Origin of the sequence: Marinobacter sp. (genome assembly GCF_041686475.1) — a bacterium.
Classification (GTDB): domain Bacteria; phylum Pseudomonadota; class Gammaproteobacteria; order Pseudomonadales; family Oleiphilaceae; genus Marinobacter.
In genome coordinates this window covers 31,255-52,091 of record NZ_JAWLDU010000013.1, presented here as the reverse complement: position 1 = coordinate 52,091, position 20,837 = coordinate 31,255, and the positions used below count along the sequence as shown (strand labels likewise).

General features: G+C 56.7%; 14 protein-coding genes. 1 reads left to right on the top strand and 13 read right to left on the bottom strand.

Annotated features, from left to right (window positions below; all coding sequences use genetic code 11):
* Positions 1-27: 27 nt before the first annotated feature.
* The 13 genes from ACESMB_RS05035 to ACESMB_RS04975 all read right to left on the bottom strand — a co-directional run bounded on the left by ACESMB_RS05035 (position 28) and on the right by ACESMB_RS04975 (position 19,616).
* Complete coding sequence (locus tag ACESMB_RS05035; protein ID WP_372926526.1) at positions 28-2,625, bottom strand: TRAP transporter permease; 2,598 nt, start codon at positions 2,623-2,625, stop codon at positions 28-30.
* 93 nt (positions 2,626-2,718) lie between these two features.
* Positions 2,719-3,702, bottom strand: a complete 984-nt coding sequence (locus tag ACESMB_RS05030; protein WP_372926525.1) for a TAXI family TRAP transporter solute-binding subunit — start codon at positions 3,700-3,702, stop codon at positions 2,719-2,721.
* 188 nt (positions 3,703-3,890) lie between these two features.
* Positions 3,891-6,278 (bottom strand): efflux RND transporter permease subunit, encoded by a 2,388-nt coding sequence (locus ACESMB_RS05025; protein WP_372926524.1) that lies wholly within the window; start codon positions 6,276-6,278, stop codon positions 3,891-3,893.
* A gap of 46 nt (positions 6,279-6,324) precedes the next feature.
* Positions 6,325-7,419, bottom strand: a complete 1,095-nt coding sequence (locus ACESMB_RS05020; RefSeq protein WP_372926523.1) for a WD40/YVTN/BNR-like repeat-containing protein — start codon at positions 7,417-7,419, stop codon at positions 6,325-6,327.
* A 209-nt stretch (positions 7,420-7,628) separates the two neighbouring features.
* The gene (locus ACESMB_RS05015) at positions 7,629-9,017 is read right to left on the bottom strand and encodes a DUF1329 domain-containing protein (RefSeq protein ID WP_372926522.1); all 1,389 of its coding nucleotides are present in this window, start codon (positions 9,015-9,017) and stop codon (positions 7,629-7,631) included.
* 182 nt (positions 9,018-9,199) lie between these two features.
* Positions 9,200-11,848: an aminopeptidase N gene (gene pepN, locus ACESMB_RS05010; RefSeq protein ID WP_372971044.1), complete on the bottom strand. Its 2,649-nt coding sequence runs from the start codon at positions 11,846-11,848 to the stop codon at positions 9,200-9,202.
* A 30-nt stretch (positions 11,849-11,878) separates the two neighbouring features.
* The gene (locus tag ACESMB_RS05005) at positions 11,879-12,682 is read right to left on the bottom strand and encodes a DUF2797 domain-containing protein (RefSeq protein ID WP_372926534.1); all 804 of its coding nucleotides are present in this window, start codon (positions 12,680-12,682) and stop codon (positions 11,879-11,881) included.
* A 35-nt stretch (positions 12,683-12,717) separates the two neighbouring features.
* Positions 12,718-13,017 carry a YeaC family protein gene (locus ACESMB_RS05000; RefSeq protein WP_372926520.1) on the bottom strand — a complete coding sequence of 100 codons (300 nt, stop codon included), beginning with the start codon at positions 13,015-13,017 and terminating at the stop codon, positions 12,718-12,720.
* A 147-nt stretch (positions 13,018-13,164) separates the two neighbouring features.
* A complete protein-coding gene (locus tag ACESMB_RS04995) occupies positions 13,165-14,040 on the bottom strand; it encodes a rhomboid family intramembrane serine protease (RefSeq protein ID WP_372926519.1) in 876 nt (291 codons plus the stop codon).
* 3 nt (positions 14,041-14,043) lie between these two features.
* Positions 14,044-15,057 carry a metallophosphoesterase gene (locus tag ACESMB_RS04990; RefSeq protein ID WP_372926518.1) on the bottom strand — a complete coding sequence of 338 codons (1,014 nt, stop codon included), beginning with the start codon at positions 15,055-15,057 and terminating at the stop codon, positions 14,044-14,046.
* A gap of 4 nt (positions 15,058-15,061) precedes the next feature.
* A complete protein-coding gene (locus ACESMB_RS04985; RefSeq protein WP_027831404.1) occupies positions 15,062-15,946 on the bottom strand; it encodes an NAD(+) kinase in 885 nt (294 codons plus the stop codon).
* A 131-nt stretch (positions 15,947-16,077) separates the two neighbouring features.
* A complete protein-coding gene (locus ACESMB_RS04980; RefSeq protein ID WP_372971043.1) occupies positions 16,078-17,328 on the bottom strand; it encodes a DNA repair protein in 1,251 nt (416 codons plus the stop codon).
* A gap of 221 nt (positions 17,329-17,549) precedes the next feature.
* A complete protein-coding gene (locus tag ACESMB_RS04975; protein ID WP_372926516.1) occupies positions 17,550-19,616 on the bottom strand; it encodes an FAD-dependent oxidoreductase in 2,067 nt (688 codons plus the stop codon).
* 132 nt (positions 19,617-19,748) lie between these two features.
* Between ACESMB_RS04975 and ACESMB_RS04970 the strand changes: the two genes are divergently transcribed.
* Positions 19,749-20,807, top strand: a complete 1,059-nt coding sequence (locus tag ACESMB_RS04970) for an AraC family transcriptional regulator (protein WP_372926533.1) — start codon at positions 19,749-19,751, stop codon at positions 20,805-20,807.
* The last annotated feature ends 30 nt before the right edge of the window (positions 20,808-20,837 follow it).

Below are 20,837 nucleotides of genomic sequence, written 5' to 3'. Positions count from 1 at the left end.
GTTAATGCCGGGCTCTGTCTGCGTTGTTCAATGGTAGGCGCTGGCCTCCTCGGGTGTCCGTCGCCTCAGCTGCCCGAAAGCCACGAGCCCGAGGAGTATCAGTGCCGGTATGAGCATCAGCTCTTTGGGAGGTCGCTCCAGCTCCACCTGAACCATGTCAATGGTCGAGCCAAACTCGATACCGACATCTTCTGCCTGGCTGTCAAACTCAACCGCTTCAACAGCCATGACATCACCATCACTGCGCAGAGTAAGGCCAGCTTCCCGCAGCCGCTCCTCCGGGCTGTCTCCCTCCGGGATTTCCAGCTGCAGATAGGTCGACACTTCGTTTCCCTCCATGGAAACACCGGAAACCACGAGGACAACGGCCTTGTCAGCAGGTACTTCTTCTACGTACTCCATGATCTCGGAGCCCGGGCGCTCCTCAAATGGCGGATAGATACGATCCCACCAGAACCCTGGGCGGAACATGGTGAAGGTGATCAACAGCAGCGCAAGGGTTTCCCACCAGCGGGTTCTGGTCAACCAGTATCCCTGTGTTGCAGCGGCGAAAACCAGCATGGCCGTAACCGCACTGAAGATCGTCACCAACAAGTCGAACCAGCCGCTCAGGCCGATCAGCAGCAGCTGGGTGTTGAATATAAACATGAATGGCAAAATTGCCGTGCGAATGTCATAGGCAAAGCCCTGTACACCCGTTCGTATCGGATCTGCCCCGGAAATGGCCGCAGCGGCATACGCTGCCAGACCGACAGGCGGCGTATCATCCGCCAGTATCCCGAAATAGAACACAAACAGATGGACGGCAATCAGCGGCACCAGCAGACCGTTCTGGGCACCGAGCGTAACAATAACCGGCGCCATCAGCGTGGACACCACGATGTAGTTGGCGGTCGTCGGCAGCCCCATACCCAGGATAAGACTGATGATGGCAGTGAAAATAAGCATCAGCAGCAGGTTACCGCCAGACAGGAGTTCGACGAATTCGGTCATTACCAGGCCGATACCGGTCAGGGTAACCGTGCCAACCACGATACCCGCCGTGGCGGTGGCAACACCAATGCCCACCATATTACGGCCGCCAGTAGCCAGGGCATGCAGCAGGTCATGCCCCCCTTCCCTAAAGGCGCCAAGGACTTCACTATGTTTGTGAAAAAACGCTTTCAACGGGCGCTGGGTAACAACAATAAACACCATGAACATGGTTGCCCAGAAAGCGGACAACTGTGGCGAGAACCGTTCTACCGTCAAACACCAGATCAGCACCACCACGGGCAACAGGTAGTAGAGGCCGGTTTTTACCGTCGGACCGACTTCCGGTAAATCTCCCATATCCTTAGATGGGTCATCCACCTCGAGTTCCGGATACCGCGTTGCGTAACCCACCAGGCCAATGTAGGTGGCCAGCAGGAGGGGCCCGAGCACCCAGGCGGCAGCCTCTCCCAACCACGTCTTCAACCAGCCGATACCGTAGTAGACCACCAGGGTGAGCACACACAGCCCAATCAACAGCACCACCCAGTTGAGCATTCGCTGAGCCAGAGAGGGCCGGTTGGGCCGCTCAATGCCTTTCATATTGAGCTTGCAGGCTTCCAGATGAACCATGTAAATCAGAGCGATGTAGGAAATCATCGCAGGAAGAATGGCGTGCTTGATAACCTCCAGATAAGAGATGCCCACGTACTCGACCATGAGAAACGCCGCCGCACCCATGACTGGCGGGGTCAACTGTCCATTGGTTGAGGCGGCTACTTCCACCGCGCCGGCCTTGGTGGCCGGAAAGCCAACCCGCTTCATCAGCGGAATGGTGAAGGTGCCCGTGGTGACCACGTTGGCAATGGATGAGCCCGAGATAACGCCACTGAGGCCACTGGAAACCACAGCAGCCTTGGCGGGGCCACCACGCATATGCCCGAGCATGGCATAGGCTACCTTGATAAAATAATTACCGGCTCCGGCCCGCTCAAGCAGAGCGCCGAACAGTACAAACAGAAATACGAAGCTGGTGGAAACACCCAGCGCGACCCCGAACACCCCTTCGGTGCCAAGCCATTGATGAGACGCCAGCTTGTTGAGGCTTACCCCTTTGTGGGCAATCACATCCGGCATGTAAGGACCAAACAGGGAGTAACAGATAAACACACCGGCCACGATGGTCAGCGGAAGCCCCAATGCGCGGCGGGTGGCTTCCAGTAAAAGCACCAGGCCAGTCAGTGCCACCACCAGATCGGTAGTGGTTGGAGAACCCGGTCGACCAGACAGCTCCCGATAAAAGACGTACAGGTAGGAAGCGCAGAACGCTGCGACTAGAGCAAGAATCCAGTCGTAGAAAGGCACTGCATTGACATGCCTGCCCTTGATCATCGGGTAGGCGGAAAAAGCGAGAAACACCGCGAAAGCCAGATGTATTGAGCGGGCTTCCGTGGAATTGAAAATACCAAAGTCCACGATATACGGCAGCGGTGACGCTATCCATAACTGAAACAGCGACCACACCAACGGGACAATAAAAAGAATTTTTGCGGCATTGCCGGTGGCTGCCCTTCCGCCGATTTCTGTCTGCAGAATCTCTTCCACCTTATCGACGTCTACATCGGCATCCCTGGAAGGGTCACTCGTTGCCATAACTCATTCCTGTGAATCTCTGAGGGGAGGGCCGAAAAGAGGCAACACAGCGGATTCTTGCCGAACCCGCTGTGTCTTCACACCGACTGTTAATCAGTCCATCAGATCAGCTTCTTTATAGTACTTCTCAGCGCCCTTGTGCAGGGGAGCACTGTTGGCGTCGGTGACCATTTCTTTCTTGTCGAGAACTTCGAATGCAGGATGCAGACGCTTGAAGCTGTCAAAGTTCTCGAACACGGCCTTGACCACCTCATAAACAACATCTTCTGACACATCAGAGGACGACACGAAGGTTGCGGCCACGCCAAAGGTTGTCACGTCTTCATCACTGCCGCGATACATACCACCGGGAATAACGGCCTCACGGTAGTATGGATTTTCCTCGATCAGCTTTTTGGTTGCATCGTTTTTCACTTCAACGATTACGCTGTCGCAGGAGGTGGTGGCTTCCTTGATAGCCCCGGAAGGATGGCCGACGGTATAGAAGAACGCGTCGATGTTGCCATCACACAGCGCTTGGGACTGCTCAGCCGCCTTGATTTCAGCCGCCAGGGAGAACTTGTCCTGGGTCCAGCCCATTTCCTCCATCAAAACTTCAGCAGTGGCACGCTGGCCTGAACCGGGATTACCGATAGACACACGTTTGCCTTCAAGGTCTTCGAAGGTTTCGATGCCAGAACCTTTGCTGGCAACAACGGTGAACGGCTCCGGGTGCAGCGAGAACACGGCACGCAGCTTTTCATCCTTGCCCTTATCTTCGAAGTCGCTGCTGCCGTTGTAAGCGTGGTACTGCCAATCCGACTGGGCAACTGCCAGGTCGAGTTCACCGTCACGTATTGAGTTAAGGTTGTAGATTGAGCCACCGGTACTTTCAACCGAGCAGCGGATGCCGTGCTCTTTACGGTCCATATTGACCAGCCGGCAAATCGCGCCGCCCGCCGGGTAGTAAACCCCGGTTACACCACCTGTGCCGATGGTGACAAACTGCTGTTCCTGCGCGTTAACTGCTGTAGAGGTAGCTCCGAAGCTGACTGCGGCAGCAACCGCGAGTGCGGAAAATTTCTGTATCAGTGCCATGACTTTTCCCTTTTGTGTTCATTATTGCTTTTTTTTGGCCTGCGCTTATGCCCAGACACTCTCCACCTTCGCCTTAAAACATAGACCACTTTTGGTCATAAATAAAGCCAGGATTAGCTCGCTAACCACCTGAGAAGGAAACAAAAAAGCCCGCAGAGCGGGCTTTTCTGGTCAGGCGTTTGCGAATCCTATTTGCTCGCGCGGGCCTTGGCAAGCATGCGGTCCGGACGCAGCAGGAAGCGCGCCAGAGCCGGCAGCAGCCAGATGGAACCGACCATGTTCCAGATGAACATGAAGAACAACAGAAGGCCCATATCCGCCTGGAACTTGATGGGCGAGAAGATCCAGGTCACCACACCAATACCCAGTGTAATACCGGTGAATATAACCGCTTTACCAGTAGACCTGAGGGTCTCGAAATACGCTTCCTGGAGCGTCTTGCCCTCAAGCAGGAACTTCTCAAGCTTGCTGTAGATGTAGATGCCATAATCGACACCGATACCGACACCCAGAGCGATAACCGGCAATGTGGCTACCTTGATGCCGATGCCGGATACCGCCATGATCGCTTCAGCGAGTATGGAGGTCAGCCCCAGCGGAATCAGGATACACAATACCGCCCGTACAGACCGGAACGTCAGCAAACACAGCGACGCGACAACACCATAGACGAAGATCAGCATCATGTTCTTGGCGCTGGAAATAACGTCGTTGGTAGCGGCTTCCACGCCCGCGTTACCGGCGCCGAGCATGAAGGTGTGCTCGTCGTTATTGTTGTTGCTGGCAAACTCCTCAACACGCTCGGTAACCGTCTTCAGTGTTTCCGCCTTGTGATCCTCGAGGAATACAAGCACTGGTGTCAGGTCACAGTTGGTGTTGATCAGCCCCGCGGGCGCTTCGCGAATGGACGCGTTGATGATGGTCTGGTTGCGGGAAATCTCATACCACTTCCAGTTACCCTCATTCAGTGCCTTGGTTACCAGCTTCGACACGTTCGCCAGCGAGGCAGAGGACTGTACGCCCGGCGTATTCTGCAGCTCCCACTGCAGAGTATCCATAGCACGGAGCGTGTTGTACTGGGTACACTGCTCGTCCTCGGTTTTCACCATCACCACCAGAACATCTGCACTGGTAGAGTAATTGTTGATGATGAAGGCATTGTCCTTGTTGTATCGCGAGTCCGCTCTTAACTCAGGCGCCCCCTGATCAAGGTCACCAACCTTCAGGTCCTGCTTGAAGTAAAGGCCAAGCCCGAGCCCGATGACCGCGATCAGAAGCGAAATCGGAGCCACGCCAGGGTGCGCAAAGTAAGACATGATGCGCCACTTTCGATCCTGCTTCTCGCCGTGATTCTGCACGTGGCGAACACCACCCTTGGAAATTCCAAGGTAAGACATGATCAGTACGTGAAGAACAAGGTTGGTCAGGATAACGAAGGCCACGCCGATACCTGCGGCAACGGCAAGATCCCGGATAACATCGATTTCAATGAATATAAGAGTCAGGAAGCCGAAGGCGTCGGAGATCAGTGCCAGCATGCCAGGAATATACAGCGCCCGGAACGCCAGCCTGGCGGCAGTGACAGAGTCAAACCCTTTCGCTGCTTCCACGGCCATGGCGTTCACGATCTGCACGCCGTGACTGATGCCGATAGCAAACACCAGGAACGGAACCAGAACGGAGTACGGATCCAGGCCGTAGCCCAGCAGCCGCAGGGTGCCCAGTTGCAGGAACACGGCGATGATTGAGGTAAACACCGGCACCAGCGTGCCCTTGATGCAACGGGAATAACCAAACAGCAGCAGAGTGGTCAGGATGATGGTAATACCGGCGAACCAGGCAATGGAGCCGATACCCTCGATCAGGTCACCCACCTTTTTGGCGAAACCGACAATGTGTATATCAATTTTCGGGTTCTGGGCTTCGTACTTGTCCCGTATCTTCTCTTCCAACTGACGTGAAAACTCACCATAGTCCAGCGGCTCGCCGGTTTCCGGGTTATTTTCGTAAAGCGGGGCATAAACGATGGTGGAACGGAAGTTATCTGAAATCAGACGCCCGACTTCGTTCGACCGGAGCACGTTCTGGCGAAGTTGCTCCAGACTGTCCCGGGAAGAACCATCGTAGTTATCCGGAATAACGGTGCCACCCTGGAACCCCTGCTCGGTGACTTCCACCCAGCGAACGTTGGAGGTCCATAGAGACTTCAGTCCGGAACGATCCACCCCGTTGAGGTAAAACACCTCATCGGTGATCTGCTTCAGGGTTTCCATGTACTCTTCTGTGAAAATATCGCCTTCTTCCACTTCCACGGCGATACGCACAAAGTTACCCAGGTTTTCCAGGTCGTTCCTGTGTTCCAGCATATTGACGATGTAGGGATGCTCCAGCGGAATCATCCGCTCGAAACTGGCATCCGGCTGGATCTTGACGGCGTTATAGCCCAGAAACAGGGTCAGGAAGAAAAATGCAATCAGGATAATCGCCCGATTGTTGAAGATCAGCCGCTCCAGAAACGGTTCTGCCTTCGGTGTAGTCAGGTAATGCTCGCCCTTGTCATGCTTCGGGTTCGACATTCAAAAGCCCCTCTCGTTTTCTATCTGTTGGTGCCGCATCAGGGCGTTATTGAAGGCTCTTGCCGCGGGCATCGGTAAACTTCACGCCACCCTCGCCCACGATCAAAAGATTGGTTCCGGAAAGCGGGACAACGTCCATGACGCCTTCCCGGTCATCCCTTGAATAGGGCCGGAAGGACTCGCCACCATTGGTACTCATCAGGACTGTGCCGCCGTTACCAACGAGGGTAATCCTGCCGTCGTCTGCAACCACGCCATTGTTGAGTGTTGCACCGGCTTCGTTCGGAACCACTTTCCAGTTCTTGCCCAGGTCAGTGGATAGAAACATGTTGCCACGCAGGCCAAAGGCCAGAACCTCATTCACCTGGCCCGTACCAATGGCACCAAACAGTGAACCCTCATAGGGGCTTTCACGTTTTTCCCAGCTGTCGCCGTCATCAACGGAGACAAAGATCTGGCCGGCCTCACCCACTATGACAAGGGCACCCCCGGTAATCTGGGTGATACCGTTAAGATGGAACCCGGTAGGGTTGTCGATGTTCGGCGACCAGTCCTGCCAGGTTTCGCCACCGTCTGTGGTGCGCAGAATCATGCCGTAGGCGCCCACCACGAAACCGTGATTTGCATTTTCAAACCAGACATCGAGTAGTGGGTTTACCGGACCGATCTCGAGATCGGATTCCAGGTTTTCGATAGAGAAGAAGAGATCATCCAGCGCCCACTCCAGGTCGGCTTTTTCTTCTTCCGGAGCTTCCTCGATTTCCTGCTCCATTTCTTCAATCTGCTCCTGGCGGCTTTCGATTGTCAGTTCTGCAGCTTCAATACCGGTCAACTGCAACTCCCAGCTCACACCGGCATCACTTGAATGAAGAATGACGCCACTGTGGCCCACGGCCCATCCGTGCGTGTCAGTGCCAAAGTCGACACCGGTGAGGGTCACGGAAACCGGAACCTGGCCCTGCACCCAGGTTTCGCCCCCGTCCTCAGAGAAAATGATATGACCACGCTCACCAGCAGCCACGATACGCTCGCCCGCGCGATCAGCGTCGTTGAGCAAGTGCTCTGCCGCCAGCAGTGTGGGCCGGGAAGGGGTTTCGATGATATCTGCAAGCGCAAACACCGAGGGGGCGGACATTGCCATGGACACTCCAAGACAGGCCACTCCCAGAGTCTTGCACATCAACCTTGTAGCCATTCAGATTGCCTATTTGTTGTGTTGAACTGTGTCTCTGTGATTACACCGGTAATACCGGCCGATACTATGAATATACCGGTGACCTCACGGCCACCGGTATATTCGTCGCCATCCGTCTCTGGCGAAAGCTTTTTCCCTGCCAGCAACCGTAGGCGTTAACGCACACTCCTGCGGCGAAGTGATGACGGCGAGAAGTAACGCCTGTTGGGCACGTCATCGGTAAACTCACGGGTTGATGACTCTTCTGTGTCCAGGCCCAGCACGTGATAACGGCGTGCCTGCAGGTCATGATACACGTCCAGAACCGTCCAGACGCCCGGAAGTTCATAATAGTTCTTGAGCATACCCATGGTCACTCGCCAGAGTTCCCCGCGGCCGTCGTACTGGTCCAGCAACACCGTGTTCCAGCTGTCAGCATCCACGTAGAAGCGACGCTTGCCATAAATGTGTCGCTCGCCGTCTTTCAGGGTAGCCTCGACCACATGCACCCGGTGAAGTTCCCAGCGGGTCAGGTCCGGATTAAGGTGAGAAATGCCCAGTATCTCGGAATAGGGTGTGTCTTCCTCGCCAAGCCTGTAATTATTGTAGGGAATGTAGATTTCGCGCATTCCCTCGTATTCCCAGTCATAGCGATCCAGGGCGCCGTTGAAGATATCGGTATCATCAGCGGTTCTGAGGTTATCCGCAGCTGCAATCGGGGAATCATAGCCCAGGTTGGGGGCACGACGAACGCGACGCTGACCGGCGTTGTAACCCCATCCATTACGCGGATTGATAATCTGGTTCAGGGTTTCGTGAACCAGGATGGCACCGCCGGCAAGGCGTGGAGGCGACTGGGTGAAGGACAGATAATAGAAAATGACATTATCCAGCTCCTCTTCACTTCCCTCGGGATTGTAATAATTGAAGAAGGCTTCCTGCTGGGAGGTCACCAGTGAATAGTCGCCATCGGTCTGTACGGCAACTTCACTGGAACGACGGGTAATGCTGATACCGCGCCAGCGGGTCAGATGGTTCCAGATGACCTGCCACGCTTTCTCCTCGTCGTTACCATGGAGAATCGGGAAGGGGTAACCCGCAAAGGCGCCGTCTATGCCCGCACCCTCTCCTACTATCTCCGCGTCAACAGCATTCTCTTTGGTATTTTCGGCAACCCGGTCCGGCACGGCATGGGTACGCCGGCTCTTGTAGACAGGAATGCGGAAGGTGTTTGGGTAGGTATCCAGCATGGCGCGAAGGCCATCGGTCAGATACTCATCGTACTGATCCATGTTTGACGAGCTGATGGTAAACAGCACTTCGTCATCCGGGAACGGATCGATGTGATGCTGGCCACTGCCCTCGTAGCCAGCAGGTGCTTCAGTCAACCCGCCTGTCCAGGCGGGAATAGTGCCGGCATCATTGCCAGCCTTTACGGAACCGAAAGGTGTCAGGTCCTGGCCGAGACGCGCGGCTTCACTGGAGGAAACTCCGGCGCTGACCGGTATGGCAAAAACAGAAAACGCAAACAGACTGCCCAGAATCACGTTTTTTTTATATTTCATTATTTAACCTTAAACCTGTCTGAAAGCCCTGTATGAGGCTTTTCTTATTGTGTTGTCATGGAATATCGGCCCCTGACAGATTAGCCGATTGCCCACTATTGTCTATCGACCGAAAGTGCGATTTTGTATCCGCCTGTGACAGGTTCAGTAAAACACAGGCGGATACGTCACTAGCCCTCCCCTTACTGGCCTGCGAGGCTTTTGTGGACCACTTCGTAGACATCCCGGGACAGGCCGGATTTGTCTCTGACAGCCTCAAGCGCTGCCTTCATCTGATCACCGTGCACCGGTGCAAATTTGCGCCAGCGCGTCAGCGGAGACACCAGTCTCGCAGCAATTTGCGGATTGCTGTCGTCTAGCCGCTTCACCTGTTCCGTCAGGAACTGGTAGCCGGAACCGTCTTCGGCGTGGAACGCCGGCAGATTCTGGCCCGCAAACACGCCAATCACCGAGCGGATCTTGTTGGGATTTTTCCAGTCGAAGGCCGGGTGAGCCATGAGCTCGTGAATCTTGGGCAACCCGCCGGTACGGCTGCTTCCAGCCTGAACGGCAAACCACTGCTCCACCACCTGCGGGTCGTTTTTCCAGTTCCCGTAAAAGGTACTCAGGGCCTCCTCGCGCTCCTCCTTGTAACCGGAGTTAACCAGTGCCCGCAGTGCACCCATGCGATCAGTCATGTTATCTGCCTCGCTGAACTGGGCTACAGCCAGTGTTCTGCCTTCCTCATCGTCTGTGTGGAGCAGCCAGGCAAGCGCCGTGTTTCTCAGGCTCCGGCGGGCAACAGATTCCGGTGTCACTTCATAGCTGCCCTCAACGGTGTTGCGATGGTAGCAGGCAAGCAGGTCGTCCCGCAGTGCGGTAGCAAGGTGCCCGAGCACTTTCTCACGGGCCCGGTGAATGTCAGGCACGTTGGGCTTGTCTGCCAGTTCAATCAGATAGGCTTCGGAAGGCAACTGGAGCATTTTCGCAACCAGCGCCTGATCCAGGGAAGCATCTGTCAGCAGCCCCCGGTAAGCTTCCGTGAATCCGGAATCAACCGCTTCGCTGCCGGTGTCACCCACCAGACCGTTAATGACATCGATTGCCAGTCTCTGGCCCGCGTCCCAGCGATTGAAGCCGTCCGGGTCATTGCTCATCAGGAATGTCAGCTGGTCACGGGTCCAGGGATAGAAAACCCTGACCGGCGCCGAAAAATTTCTCAGCAATGACGGAACCGGGCGCTCGGATACATCATGAAATTCAAAGGTGTGGCTGGCTTCTGTCAACTCAAGAACCCGGTCTGTGGGTGCGTCTGTATCACCCGCGCTCAATTTCAGCGGCAGGGACGCTCCATCGGCGCCCAGCAGCCCGACGGCGAACGGGATGTGCTGGGGCTTCTTGTTGCTCTGGCCCGGAGTGTCGGGAATGGCCTGATCGATCGTCAGGCGGTAGATACCGGCGGCCTGGTCATATTCGTCCCGCACGGTCAGCTCGGGCGTTCCAGCCTGTTCATACCAGAGACGGAACTGGGACAGGTCCCGGCCACTGGCGTCTTCCATGGCCCGAACGAAATCGTCCGTGGTCACCGCCTGGCCGTCATGGCGCTCAAAGTAGAGGTCACTGCCCTTGCGGAACATGTCCGGGCCGAGCAGCGTATGGATCATGCCAACCACTTCGCAACCCTTCTCGTAGATCGTCAGGGTGTAGAAGTTGGTAATTTCCATGTAGGACTCAGGGCGCACCGGATGGGCCATTGGGCCGGAATCCTCGGCAAACTGGGCCGTGCGCAGCATGGTCGCGTCTTCGATGCGCTTGACCGTGGGCGAGCCCATATCGGCAGAAAACTGGGAATCGCGGAAAACGGTGAAGCCCTCTTTCAGGCTCAGCTGGAACCAGTCGCGGCAGGTAACCCGGTTACCGGACCAGTTGTGGAAATACTCATGGGCAACGATGGACTCGATACGCTGGAAGGCCATATCCGTTGCGGTTTCCTGGCTTGCCAGCACACAGGAGGAGTTGAAAATATTCAGCCCCTTGTTCTCCATGGCGCCCATATTGAAATCATCCACCGCCACGATCATGAAGATATCGAGATCGTATTCGCGGCCATACACTTCTTCGTCCCAGCGCATGGAGCGCTTCAGGGAGTCCATGGCGTGATCGCACTTGTCTGAGTTGCGCGGCTCCACGTACATGCGCAGGTCGATGTCCCGACCGGACAGGGTGCGGAAGCTGTCCCGTTTTTCCACCAGATCACCGGCGACCAGGGCAAACAGATAGGAGGGCTTGGGGAACGGATCCTCCCAGGTCACGAAGTGCCTGCCATCCTCAAGGTCGCCCTTTTCCACATCATTGCCGTTGGACAGAAGGATCGGATAGCTGGACCTGTCTGCCTCGATTCGGGTGCGGAAACGCGCCATTACATCCGGGCGATCCGGGAAATAGGTAATGCAGCGGAAGCCTTCGGCCTCGCACTGGGTACAGAACATGCCGGAGGACTGGTACAGGCCTTCCAGGCGAGTGTTGTTCTGGGGCTCGAGCCAGGTCACCACGCCGAGGTCAAAGCTGTCCGGCACTTCATGGATCACCAGTTTGTCGACACGATCCTCATAGGCATCTTTTGCCAACTCGCGGCCATCCAGGCTGAGCGATTCCAGGGTGGTCAGGGTATCGCCGTTCAATTCCAGACCTCTGTCCGCACTCTCGCTATCGGGATTGCGGCGCATGGTGAGGACACTGTGTATCCGTGCCCCGTCCTCGAACAGTTCGAAACGAAGGTCCACGTGGTCCACCAGAAAGACGGGGACGCGGTAATCCTTCAGATAAATGGTCTGTGGCTGACTGGTACGCATTCGCTATCTCCAGAATATGTTGGGTCTGTTTCAGTGGTTCGGATAGACCCGGAAGCGGACTTCGTAACCGGTGTACTTACGGATGTTGATCACGCCCGTGTCGAGGATGAGATACTGGCCCTTGATCCCCTGTAACACACCTTCCGCGGTCGGTGATTTGTCCAGATTATGGGCTTTCACCTTTTGGGGCCAGACCTGGACCGGATAACTCAACGCAAGGCTGTGTTCCTCGACGGCCCGGATGGCGCTTTCGCCATGGCCGGCCCGCAGTTCGGCCAGATCATCGGCGATCAGCTCCAGTATGCGGCGGCGCTCTTCCCCCAGATCCAGCTCTGGCACCTGGCCCTTCAGCATCGCCTGCCAGTTCGTGCGATCAGCCACGTGATTCTTGCAGGCAACCTCAACGAATCCGGCCAGCTGACGGGTGGCGACCCTCACCATGGGAATGGCATCGACTGCTCCCTGATCAATCCAGCGCGTGGGCACTTGCGAACCGCGGGTAATACCGACTTTCAGGCCGGACGAGTTGGCCAGGTAAACCACATGTTCAACCATGCAGTGGGTTTCGCCCCATTCCGGCTCACGGCAGGTGCCCTGGTGATAGTGACATTTTTCCGGGCTCATGATGCAGCTGTCGCAGGCGGCCAGTTTGCGGAAACAGGGATAACAGTAGCCCTGACTGAAACTCTTGCTGGTTTTACGGTCGCAGTGGATACAACGTATGACGCCGTCAAAATCCAGTTTTAACGGATAACCTACCATCTCGTTCAGCGGCACCAGGGTATCCCCCACCCGGATGGTATAGCTCACAGGATTGCCGGGCTCTGCGGGCATCTTGCGCAGGCGGCCGGTCACATCAACCAGTGCCGTCAAGACTTCACCTCGAAGAACTGGTCAGGGTCTGCCGCCCCGTTTCCCCCGTTTCCGGCCGTGCGCGCAACGCTGGGATCACAGGCAGTGCCTGCTTTTTTGCCGCGGTCGAGGTACCCGACCCGCTCTTCGGCAGGGACCTGATGGTGATCCTCGTAATAAATGACCGCTTCCATGCAGATCGAGCGCTGCTCGTCGCTCAGCTTGCGGCCGTCTGGCCATTTACCAAGCTCCAGGGCACGCTTGAGGCTCTGATAGACCGCAGGATCCAGCCGCTTGATCAGCTCTTCGTAAGTCATTTCACTCTCCAGTCACGATCGGGCCACTTTACAGCAAAAAAGTGAGCAAACCCGTTGACAACAATAAACGATAATGATTATCATTAGCTCGCCAAATGACCGAGGTCGCGTTCATTTGGTCTCTCTCATCAGAGCTGAATGCTCTTTTCATGCCCCGCGATTTCGCGGGGCTTTTTTTGGTACCGGCAAAATTGCCGCCAGTGCCAGGCCCGCTACAAATCCCCCCAGATGGGCTTCATTTGCCATTCTCCCCAGCCCCAGCACTTCCGGTAAAGGCGTAAAGCCGATCACCATCCACCCTACGGCAAACGTGATCAACGCTGGCGGAAACTGGAACCTGGGAACCCTTCGCTGGCTCAGCCAGCAGTAACCAAGGATCCCGTAAACAACGCCGGAGAGCCCTCCAAACAGCGGTCCGGACACGATGTACTGCAGACCGTTGGACAACAGGCTGGTAAAAACAAACAGCACCAGCAACCGGGCGCGGCCATCAAACCACTCGATCTGGCTGCCCAGAAACCACAGCATGACGGAGTTGAAAATGATGTGTGTCCAGCTGAAGTGCAGAAAGTCCGGGGTAATGAGACGCCACACCTGGCCACTTGCCAGCGTCGAGGACAGTGCCTGAATGCGTTCTGCCATGGTGCCCCAGTCATATTGCCGGGGATCCACAAACATCAGCAGAGTGGATAGCTGGTTCTGCCCCATGGCGGTCACCCAGGCCATGAGTAACGCCAGCAATATCATCCCCAGCACAATCGGCGCATGACGGGGGGATGGCTGCCAGCGCCCTCCCACAAATACCGGCGAGCGCGCGGTGGTATTCACGGCCTGCTGGATTTCGGGCTCACTGAGAAAACGCTCAAGGGCCTGCAGTACCGGCTCCGTATGCTCCGGGTTTTCCAGCCAGAGCACCTGGTACCCGCCCTCTTCGGTAATGCGATGGCCAACGCCCTGCTCTTTGAGCCAGCGACTGAAGCCCTCCAGATTGACCGTGGTCTCGATCTGCTTGATGCGATACACAGGCTACCTCGCCACGCTGTCTTCACTGGTGGGATACTCCGGCTGCTCGGGACGCTCCACATCCACCCACACAAATTTGTCACGGGACAGGGTACGCTCGCCATCCAGCCTGTAGGCCACCAGTTTGCCGTATTTGACGGCACTGAAGTCGATACAGGCCACGTTATGTTTCAGTGGCGCAGGCTCACCTTCCATCCAGTAATGGCCCACAAATACCGGCGGTGCCGAGGCCGGATAGCTGATCAGCTGGCTGCGCTCTGCGTCCGTCAGCTCACGGCAGGCAACTTCCTCGGGCAGCGGATCTGGCTGGAAAACCACATCGGCATAGGTCCTGGGATTGTCGGCCCAGAACTTGGTGCGGAAAAATTCTCTGACGTAACCGTCCCTGCCAGTAATTTTAACGCCCGGCGGCAGCCTCAGATCGGTGCCACGCAGGAGTGTATCCATTACCTGGCCGGCGAACGACTCTATGGCCGCAGAGGCGTGGAGGAAATCATCGTCGATGCACGCCCCACCCTGGCTTTCCTTGAATTTGTTGATCAGGTCGCTATCCCAGCAGGCATGCACGGCACGGAAGTCCGGCTCGTCAATGAACAGCGGGATGGTGTAGAACCACTCCAGAAACTCGTTCCATTCATGGGGATAATGCTCGAACTGCTCCAGGGTTTCGCGGATCAGTCGGTCGTGACGGGCATTGTGCTCACGCAGAAATTTCCTGCCGCTACCTGGCCGGGCGCGGGTGCAGTAACCGAGGGCGTTGTACTCGTGGTTCCCCATGACAATGCGGGCAGAGCCATGCTCAACCATGTCCCGCACCAGATGCAGGGACTCCCGGATACGTGGCCCACGGTCAATAATATCGCCAATGAATATGGCCTGACGCCGTGGATGCTGGTACACCCCGTTTGTCTTACGGTAACCCATCTGCTTCAGCAGACGCTCCAGGGTATGCGCGCATCCGTGAATATCGCCAATAATATCGTAGCCGCGGCTCGCGGATCTTACCTGTCCTACCATGTTTTTAACTCGCTGAAATCTCACTGGCCCAGCCCAGCTTATCCCGGCATGTGGCGTAGAAATTGTGATCCGCTGGGTGAATAAGACGGATCTTGAAGGGCTTCTTGGTGATACGAATAATATCGCCGGGGGCGCAGGCAATGTTCATCTGCCCGTCGAAACTGATCTGTGGATAGGTTTCGTTGGTCTCACCAATCACCAGTTTTATCTCGCTCTTGCCGTCTACCACGATGGGCCGGCTGCTCAGGGTGTGCGGGAACATGGGCACAAGCACAACGGCATCCAGCTTGGGATGCATGATCGGCCCGCCCGCTGACAGCGAATACGCGGTCGAGCCAGTGGGAGTCGATACGATAAGCCCATCTGATCTCTGGCTATATACGAAATGTCCGTCAATATACAGGTCGAAACCAATCATCCGGGTGGATTTGCCGGGATGCAGCACCACGTCATTCAGGGCGGTTCCGAATCCCAGGGGCTGGCCGTTGCGCTCTACATGCCCGTCGAGGAGAAACCGGGTCTCTTCGATGTATTCGCCCTGCAGAACCTTGCCAAGCCGCTCTTCCAGGTCGGAGGGAGAGATATCGGTGAGAAAGCCCAGGCGGCCGCGGTTTACGCCCAGCAGTGGAATCTTGGACTTCGCCAGCTCTCTGGCGGCACCAAGCAGACTCCCGTCGCCGCCCACCACGATCACCAGATCACAGATTTCCCCAAGAAGCTTTTTGCTCGCTACCTGCAAGCCGTGGCCCGGCAACATGCTGGCGGTGTCTTCTTCAATGATCACGTGATAGTGGTTATTCACCAGGTACTGCTTGAGCTGACGTAGCGACTCGACCACTTTGACACTGCCCATGCGGCCAATCACGCCAATGTTTCTGAATTGATCCATGTAGCTTCCTGTGGATATCTGTATGGGCCGGGATCGGTCTGGCTGGTCTCCCGGAAATGTCTGGGAGACCATAGTAACGAAATACGGGCAGATTCTGAAAAAAGATCCCGTTCAGTGAGGGGAGCGCAGCGTCAATTATGGCTCTGCGGCTGGTGCTTTTCGCAGCGATCATCAATACCTGCCCGGAACTCGGCAGGCTGGCTGACCCGCATGACCGGTTCGTCACAGACGGTTTCGTCCGCATCCTTGTGGTGACAGACAGGTTTTTCGTAATGCTCCAGCCACTCCCTGTAGGCCGGCTCGTTCAGGCCACAGCGCTCGGCGGCATAGGCAACCGGATTGCTGAAATAGGTTTCGATATCATCGTATGGCAGTGTGATGTGGCCAACCCCGGCATGATAGGCCACCAGGAAAACCGAATGGTGCTGGAGGTGGTCCATGACTGAATTTTCCACCGGCGCCTGATGACGAAGATCGTAATTTTCCTGATCAAGCGCCACGATTTTCTCGTCCCGGAGCTCCAGCTCCCGCTGCCGGCGTTCCAGCTGTTCCCTCAGCAGCACAACCTCTGCATCGGCCGTTGCGTCCTCCCGCTCCTTGCGGGCATCACCGCCGGCAATCTGCTCCTGCATCGCAAGGTATTGCTCATTGCGCTCCGCAAGGCGTTTTTTCAGCTGCTCGTTACTCAGCTTCTGACGTTCAAACTTCTGCTGAAGTTCGGCAATTTCGTTACGCAAAGCCTGCATTTCATGACGATTCTCCCGCTGAATATCAGACAGGGCGTCACGGTGGACACTTTGCAGGGTTTTGATACGAAGCCGCTGCTCACGGATCACCCGCGCCAGACGCACACGGTCGGCGGAAGACTCAAGATCCTCGGGTGAACGGGATTCATCACCAAGAACCGGAATATTTTCTTCCGTCACAGGTTCCTTTTTTCGGAGTTTCAGGCTGTTGGCTTCCACAGCCCGACGGATCGCCTGGAAATGGTTGCTACCCGGAGTCATATCCGGGTCCCATAGCTCTTCGGAATTCGCGGACTTCGGGCACTGGCTGCGGCATACCAGGCGGATCGGGCCGGCCCCCATGTCGGGACCCTTCGCGCCCTTTTTTGCCAGTTTCTCTACCGGCAGATTCCAGTGGCTGTCTGCCCGGCCTTCTTCGTCAAAATAGATGCGGAAGAACACCAGCGAGCGTACCAGAAGGTCCGCACCCAGAAGCACATAAACGGCCTTTACGTCAGTGTCTGCCAGGTCCGACAACCCGACATAGCCATCCAGGAAAGCACCGAACTCAGAAGCACGCATCTGCCGTGACACATTGCTGCCATCCATGAAAAACACCGCCGAATAACCATCATTTGCCTGGTCGGCAGACCCCATTGCAGACTCCCCACTCTCCGAAAACCCAACAGCAACACGCAAAACAGCGCAAGGGCGTTCCGTTTTACTGCCAGATACCAGAAACCGGCCCCGTACGGCCTGCACGGAGCCGGTTTCAAACTGACAGACTTCCGGATAATAGTCTAGCGGGTCATTGCCCGCTGGACAGAGGAAAACTGCAACGTTTTGTGATCATGAGGACTGACACCGCATTCTCACATTCAGAGCTCCGCCGCCAGTCGGCTACCCTGGTCAATTGCGCGTTTGGCATCCAGTTCCGCCGCCACATCGGCACCACCGATCAGATGAACCGGCAGGCCGGCCGCCTCCAGACCATCCTGCAGTTCGCGTAATGGCTCCTGGCCGGCACAGATGACAATGGTATCCACTGGCAACACCCGGTCTTCACCCTGCTCCGCGCCTTTCGGGGTCACGGTGATGTGCAGTCCTTCATCATCGATCCTGCGGTAACTGACGCCCGGCACCATCTGAACCTGACGGTGTTTGAGAGACGTACGATGAATCCAGCCCGTGGTCTTGCCCAGGTTCTTGCCCACCTTCGAAGTCTTGCGCTGCAGCAGGTAGACCTCACGAGCCGGTTCCGGCATCTCTGGCTCCATGCCCTGGATGCCGCCCCGGTGCTCAACACTGAGATCAACGCCCCATTCACGCATGAAGTGATCCGGATCGAGAGCCGCAGACGTGCCCTTGTGGACGATAAACTCCGAGACATCGAAGCCGATACCGCCGGCACCGATCACCGCCACCTTTTGACCAACGGGCTTTCGCCCCAGCAGAGCATCGAGGTAGCCGATCACTTTGGGATTATCCACGCCCTCAATGTCCGGGGTACGTGGGCTGACTCCAGAAGCCAGCACCACATGATCAAAACCACCGGCTTTCAGGTCGTCCACATTCACCCGGGTGTTAAGGCGAACATCCACGCCATGCTTGTCCAGCATCACCCGGAAATAGCGCAGGGTTTCGTAGAACTCCTCCTTGCCGGGGATCAGCTTGGCCACGTTAAACTGGCCACCGACTTCGCTACCGGCATCGAACAGCGTGACCCTGTGGCCGCGTTCTGCCGCTACCGAAGCAAACGCCAGGCCTGCGGGGCCGGCACCCACTACCGCGATGGCTTTAGGCTCGGCGGTTTTGACATAGGCAAGCTCGGTTTCGTGACACGCGCGAGGGTTCACCAGGCATGACGTCAGCTTGCCGCTGAAAGTGTGATCCAGGCAGGCCTGGTTACAGCCGATGCAGGTATTGATTTCATCAGCACGGTCTTCTGCGGCTTTGCGTACAAGATCCGAATCGGCCAGGAACGGCCGGGCCATGGAAACCATGTCAGCATCGCCCTCCGCGAGGATCTTTTCGGCAACATCCGGCATGTTGATGCGGTTGGTGGTCACCAGGGGAATACTGACTTCGTCCTTAAGCCGCGCGGTGACCTTGGTGAAAGCACCCCGGGGAACCGAGGTGGCGATTGTTGGTACCCGGGCCTCATGCCAGCCAATACCGGTGTTGATGATTGTCGCGCCTGCCTTCTCAATCTCCTTCGCCAGTTGCACCACTTCTTCCCAGGTGCTGCCATCTTCAATCAGGTCCAGCATTGAAAGCCGGTAAATCAGAATGAAATCACTGCCCACCCGCTCGCGTACGCGGCGAACAATCTCTATGGGCAGACGAATGCGGTTTTCATAACTGCCACCCCACTGATCGGTACGGTGGTTGGTATGAGCCACGATAAACTGGTTAATGAAATAACCTTCCGACCCCATGATCTCCACGCCGTCGTAGCCGGCTTCCTGCGCCAGGCCGGCACAGGTCACATAATCGTCGATCTGTTTTTCGATACCGGCTTCATCCAGTGCCTTCGGTTTCAGCGGGTTGATCGGCGCCTGGACGGCAGAGGGCGCCACCAGTTCTGGATGATAGGCGTAGCGGCCGGCATGGAGAATCTGCATGCAGATCTTGCCATCGGCCTCGTGCACGGCCCGGGTAATCACCCTGTGCCTGTCGGCTTCTTCCTGCGTGCTCATCTTGGCGGCATGCTGGAACACGGCACCCTCGACATTCGGCGAAATGCCACCGGTCACGATCAGGCCGGCACCACCAAGGGCGCGCTCCGCGTAAAACGCTGCCAGCCGCTCGAAGCCATTCTTCGCTTCTTCCAGGCCGGTGTGCATGGAGCCCATCAGGGTACGATTGCGAAGACGGGTGAACCCGAGATCCAACGGTTCCAGCAGATTGGGGTAGCGCGTAACGCCCGGTGTTGATGCAGTCATGGTCTCTCTCCTCTTATTTCGCCGGCGGTGCCGAACCACGGACTCTAAAGTAGCCCCGGGGCTTGATGCAGACAATATCCCTGGAGCACAATCTGATATCCTTATACAACTTGTAAGACAATACCGATGCCCATGCGCCTCAACACCATACACAAGAATCCTCTCGGCGATATCAGCGTGTTATACGTTGCGGTCATGGCGCGAGCCATCCGGGCTGAAGGCGCTGATCCTCGTGAACTGCTGGGGCGCTTCGGGCTGGATGAACGGGCACTGGGAACACCTGAGGGCCGCATCAGCATCCCGCGGTTCATGCGCATGGGTCAGGCCGCCATTGCGCTCACCGGAAACCCGGCACTGGGCCTCACCATGGGTCAGCTCTCACGGCCAGTGGATGCAGGAATAGCCGGGTTCGCTGCCCAGTCTGCACCGACGGCAGGTGAAGCCGTAAGCACCCTGATTCACTACGCACTGCTCACCAGCCGTAACAGTCGCGGCGTGCCATGGACCACGAAGGGTGGCCGGGAGGCTCATTTCTACTCCATCAAACCCTATAATGCTTTCAACTTCTTCGTGGTGGATTCCGTGCTGGCAGCCTGGACACAATTTCTGAGGGCGATTACCGGCTGCGACAGAGTGGTCGACCGGGTGACCATTGAGTACCCGTCCCAGGGCCTGGAGGAGGTGTTCGAAAGGTGGTTTACCTGCCCTGTCAGGTTTGGCGCCGAGGGCAACAGCCTGCGGCTGGCACCGGGCGTGGCGGAAGCAGCCTCGCTGCAGGCGCAGCCGGCGATGTTCGAAAGGTTGTCCGGGGACTGTCAGAAGGAGCTTACGCGTATCCGCGCCGGCTGGGGTACCGGAGACCGGGTAAAAGACCTACTTCCCTCCCTGCTTGAAGGCGACACCCCGACGCTGGCCGCCATTGCAGAAAGGCTGGGCATGGCACCCTGGACGCTGCAGAGGCAGTTGGCAGAGGAAAAAACCGGTTTCCGGGAGTTACTGGATGAGACCCGTAAAGACCTGGCCGTGGAATACATCAGGGAAACACGGGCTTCGCTATCGGAAATAGCCTGGCTACTGGGGTTTGCCAATCCGGCGGCATTTCACAAGGCATGGCGACGCTGGTTTGCAGACAGTCCGGGAGAATACAGAAAACAGTACCTGGCTGAGCGGGCAGAGAAAGGACTCCGCTAGACTGCAAATAAGGGCTTACAGTTCAGTGGC